This is a genomic window from Priestia sp. P5_B4, from assembly GCF_056400385.1.
In genome coordinates this window covers 1-4,616 of record NZ_JBFULJ010000275.1, presented here as the reverse complement: position 1 = coordinate 4,616, position 4,616 = coordinate 1, and the positions used below count along the sequence as shown (strand labels likewise).

General features: G+C 37.5%; 5 protein-coding genes. 3 read left to right on the top strand and 2 right to left on the bottom strand.

Annotation, left to right across the window (positions count from 1 at the left end; translation table 11 throughout):
* Nucleotides 1–674: 674 nt before the first annotated feature.
* The 3 genes from AC1DRF_RS17360 (at nt 675) to AC1DRF_RS17350 (ending at nt 3,379) form a co-directional block, all read left to right on the top strand.
* On the top strand, nt 675–1,952 hold the full coding sequence (locus AC1DRF_RS17360) for a glycosyltransferase (protein WP_427075933.1): 1,278 nt from the start codon (nt 675–677) through the stop codon (nt 1,950–1,952).
* Nucleotides 1,924–2,631, top strand: a complete 708-nt coding sequence (locus tag AC1DRF_RS17355; RefSeq protein WP_241771379.1) for a TetR/AcrR family transcriptional regulator — start codon at nt 1,924–1,926, stop codon at nt 2,629–2,631. Before AC1DRF_RS17360 ends, AC1DRF_RS17355 begins: the two co-directional genes overlap by 29 nt.
* Nucleotides 2,632–2,785: 154 nt before the next feature.
* Entirely contained in the window at nt 2,786–3,379 is a 594-nt protein-coding gene (locus tag AC1DRF_RS17350; RefSeq protein WP_097822801.1) for a hypothetical protein, read from the top strand.
* A gap of 40 nt (nt 3,380–3,419) precedes the next feature.
* Here the strand turns inward: AC1DRF_RS17350 and AC1DRF_RS17345 are convergent, their stop codons facing one another.
* Entirely contained in the window at nt 3,420–3,773 is a 354-nt protein-coding gene (locus AC1DRF_RS17345) for a DUF1516 family protein (protein WP_225049451.1), read from the bottom strand.
* A 140-nt stretch (nt 3,774–3,913) separates the two neighbouring features.
* A complete protein-coding gene (locus AC1DRF_RS17340) occupies nt 3,914–4,336 on the bottom strand; it encodes a NucA/NucB deoxyribonuclease domain-containing protein (RefSeq protein WP_013057949.1) in 423 nt (140 codons plus the stop codon).
* Between the last annotated feature and the right edge of the window lie 280 nt (nt 4,337–4,616).

Here is a 4,616-nt window from a genome sequence, read left to right as displayed (position 1 = left end):
GGCTTATAAAAAGCAATTAAATCAGCATATTAATGACTGCAAGAAAAGTAATAAGACAAATGAGAGCATAACGGTTGTTTTAGAAAAGCTGCTGAATATTTCAGCAGCAGACATTGAACAAGCCCCGATTGAGAAATTAGCTGCCTCACGATCAGTTTAACTTAAAAAAGTAGGTAGGCATTCATAGCTGTACTTGAAAAAGATGCTTCGTTTAAAACGCGAAGCATCTTTTTTTCATTCTTTATAAAGAGCGGGTTTATCTTTAGGAAAGGCTCTTTTCGCATAGATTATTTCCTGATAAGAGATGATAAAATACTCTTTCAGGAAGCGGTTTCTCAAGGGTTAAAGACATTATGCCACGTTTTCAGCCTTCACTAAAGACGAGCAAATTCAACTATTTAACTCTTTAAAATTCCTCTATTAAAACGACTCTATTACTTATTTCGCTAAAGCCCCCGTTAGCTGAATAAGCCTTTCTTTATACAATACTATAAAAAGGAAATTTTCCCTTGCTATAATTAAAAGCAGCAATCCTTACAAAAAGCACCTTAGGAAAATAAAGGATAGTAATAAAAACGACATAATTGTCGTTTTTACATTGACGAATCAATTCCAGGAGGTTACATTATATTAAAACGACAACATTGTCGTTTTAATATAAGGAGGCTGAAATGATGCTTATTACGATGTTAACAACAGGAACGCGGGGAGACACCCAGCCTTTTATGGCTTTAGGATTAGAGCTAAAAAAGAAAGGATACCGTGTACGAATTGCGGCTTCAGAAGCTTATCAAAACTTCATAAAATCGTATGGATTCGAATATGCCATGCTTCGAGGAGATGTTTCTAAAATTATAGAGAGCGGAGCAGCAGACGACGCGATTAATGCAGACAATCCTCTCAAATTTTTTTCAAGCTTAAAAAATGAAAAGATGATGGGTATGATGATGAATATACAAGAAGATTTGCACAAAGCATGCAAAGGAGCCGATGCAATTGTATATCATCCAGGTGCGGCAATTGGTTACTTTGCTGCTAAAGAGATGAATATACCAAGCATTCTAGCCAGCCCTTTTCCAATGACACCAACAAAAGACTATCCAGCTTTAATTTTTTATGATCGACCACGATTTGGAAAAATATATAATAAGCTGACGCATCGTATTTTTGAATGGGGATTTTGGAAAGTAGTAAATGGTCCTTTAAAAAAATATTGGGTTCAGCAGCACGGAACAGGACCTAACGATTTTTCATGTCCATATCCAAAGCAGCGTACAGCAGCTAACCCAACCATTATTTCGTCAAGTCCCACTGTATTTTCCGTATCTAAAGATTGGCCTGAACACGTTCATTCCTACGGAAATTGGTTTATGGACAGTGACCATAGCTATCAGCCGGAAGAGAAGCTGGAAAGGTTTTTAAAGGCTGGAGAACCGCCAGTTTATATTGGATTTGGAAGTGTTGGTGATAAAAAAAACGCAGGCGAAACGACTGCTTTAGTGATTAAAGCCTTAAAACTTGCCGGGAAACGAGGTATCATCAATACAGGAGGAAGCGGAATGAATCGCACGGAAGAGATAGCAGAAGACATTTTATTTGTAAAAGATATTCCTCATGAGTGGCTGTTTCCTAAAATGTCTGCCGTTGTTCATCATGGAGGAGCAGGAACAACAGCCGAAGGCCTCCGAGCTGGTGTTCCAAGTATTATTGTTCCTTATGGAAATGACCAATTCGCTTGGGGAAGAAAAATTCACGAGCTAGGAGCTGGAGCAAAAGCCATTCCGAGAAAAGAATTGACGGTTGAAAAATTATCCGCAGCCATTTCCTGTACGCAAGTTAATGAAATTCGATCCAGAGCACAAGAAATCGGAAAACAAATCCGAGCTGAAAAAGGAGCTGAAAAAGCAGCTCAGGTTATTATTGATGCACTCGAGACATTCGAAAATAAATAAAAAAGTAAGCGAGCGTGAAAAAATGCCAAAAGTAAGGGAAGGATACGCTGAAAAAAAGAAGCAAGAGATTTTAGAAGCAGCCAAAAGAGTATGCAAGAGCAAACCGGTGCATGATGTAGCCATGCGAGATATCGTTTTGGAAGCTGGAATGAGTCAGGGAGGCGTGTACAAATATTTTTCAAACCTTGATGAAGTATTTGTTGGACTTCTTAATCAAGAAAGCGTCAGCTATAAAGTAAAAGATAAAATTGAAGCCCTACTTCAGACAAAAAAAGATTCCTTTGAAATGCTGCATGATTTTATTATGTATATTGGAGAGCATATCCAAGAATCGATGACAGCAGGAGGAGAAATTTACTTTGAACTAGTAGCGTTGTATTCAAAAGATCCTCAGCGTTTTATGAAAATTGAAGATCAGCTAGTTGAAGTCTCTAACCTTAAATATATTCAAAAAAAGCTTCACGACTTTATTACGCAACAAATAGAAGTAAAGAATTTCTCTCCGGCTGTACCAACAGATGATCTGCTAGCTTTTATGGCTACAGCGATCAACGGAATTACACAAAATCCAGCGCCGGTTTACAACGTCGATGAAAAGAAACAAGTTGCTGAGGCGGCAAACGTAGAACGGCATGTCAATACGCTTTCAATAGCGGTTCGAAAGCTATTAGGAGAATAAGTACAGCTGTAATATTAAAATGTATCTTATACTATTGCTARCAGCGTTAAGTATATTTTTTTAAAAGGTTTTTTCACTTCTCCGTCTCCTTTGAATAGTTTTGCAAAAATTAAGCATAATACGACTGCAAACTATATTTAAGGAGATGGAAAAAATGAAAAAAGGGCTTATCATTGCTTCTTCAGTTCTTTTTCTTTCCGGCTTAGCTGCATGTGGAGGAAATAAAGACAATAACGCAATGGACAATACTCAAAATGACTTACGCAACACTTCTACAAACGATGGAGTTAATAACAATATCCCAATGGATAACACTGATCAGCCGACAAAGTCAGTTGAAGCTGCACAAAATGTAGAAGATATGAAGGAAGTTGACGATGCATATGTGCTTCGCGATAATAATAACGCGTATGTAACGGTAGACCTAGCTGGAAATGACGCAGCGGACAACAATGATAACGGCAAGGTGAACACCGTAACGTATAACGGCGATACTTATCATGAAGTTTCAACTGATTTTGAGCAAAAAATTGCAGACCGCGTAAGAGAAGCAGATAGTAAAATCGACAAAGTATACGTGGCGTTTGTAAACACGGGCTTAGATAATATGAACAACAACAATAACGTACCTGGCGTAGATAAAAATGACAAGATGTATCGAGATGATGAAAAAGACAACAACCGTGATCCAGAAGATATTGTAGAAGATCCAAAAGATATGATGGATCGTAACAACAAAGATCAATAACATCAAAAAGGCCTCTGAATCATCAGAGGCCTTTGGTTCATTAACTAAGTTCAAGTAAAGAAATAAAAATCGGAAGAACACAGCAAGAAACGGCTGAAATAAAATCAAGCTCGTTCTGTTTTTTTGCAGAAAGCGTGAACTCCATCAAAATAATTGTCAGGATACTCATGAAAAGCGTTGCATAAAAAAGAAAATCGCGCTGACTTTCCACTAAAAACAACACCGCATTTAAAATCAAAATAACGGCATAAAGAAACTTAAGCAGCAAGTGAAGCTGCATGCTGAATTTATTCTCTTGTTTGTAGCGCAAGATATAAACAAAAAAGAAAATAAATAAAGTTAATTGCCATGAGGCAGGGAGTAGCTGCTGCCATAGATTGTCCAAGAAACTCATTCCTCCTATAAAACGATGATGCATATATGTAACACACACGTTTTTATTTTAAAAGTGAAGAGTATCTTTAGGCAAGAGCAATTTTTCATTTTTTATAGACTTTTAATATAAAAAAAGAAAGGTCATCACGACCATTCTTTTTACTTCACTTCAATTAAAACCTTCGTACCGTCAGGAAACTCGTCTACTTGATGGGAGATCCAAGACCCGGCGCCTCGGTTGTCTGAAGGCTTTACATATTCAATATCAGCACCGCTTCCGCCTTCTTCACAAAAGGCCATCGGAAACTCATCTCGGTCATAGCCGCTTTTAGTCGGAATGCCTTTTAAAGACTCACGGCGGTTTTCCTCAGCCCCGTCTCGGTCAATTGTACAAACAGCCGATTTTCCTTTATCGATTGCATGTTGAATGTGCGCTGCAGTTTCAGGGTAACGATCAGCAGGGAAGGTAATTACTTCATCGTAGGAGGTATTCGTTGAAGAGTTCTGCTCTAACGGATTTCCTTCAATCATAACAATAACGGCTAATACTAAAATTAAAATACCAGAAACAATTTTTTTCAATCTGTAAAACTCCTTTATAAAACGTTTATCACTTTTATTTTAAAGTAATAAGAAAAAAATGTAAAAACATATAATGGAACTAGTCAAAATTCATAAGAAAAATATAAGCTCACGTACAGTCGCTGAACGTGAGCTTATATCTAATGATGAGAGTGATGATGATGCGTTTCGTTTTCAGCTGGCTGCAGTGAACGTAATTCTTCTTTCGATAATTCGCCTACTGCGACTTGCTGAGTAGGAAGGATGTGTTCACCGCGCGCGTTAATATCCGTTTTAATAT

What these genes read in the sequence shown, in the direction of transcription:
- AC1DRF_RS17350 (WP_097822801.1), top strand. Translation starts at nt 2,786, where the DNA reads ATGAAAAAAGGGCTTATCATTGCTTCTTCAGTTCTTTTTCTTTCCGGC.
- AC1DRF_RS17345 (WP_225049451.1), bottom strand. Translation starts at nt 3,773, where the DNA reads ATGAGTTTCTTGGACAATCTATGGCAGCAGCTACTCCCTGCCTCATGG.
- AC1DRF_RS17355 (WP_241771379.1), top strand. Translation starts at nt 1,924, where the DNA reads ATGCACTCGAGACATTCGAAAATAAATAAAAAAGTAAGCGAGCGTGAA.
- AC1DRF_RS17360 (WP_427075933.1), top strand. Translation starts at nt 675, where the DNA reads ATGCTTATTACGATGTTAACAACAGGAACGCGGGGAGACACCCAGCCT.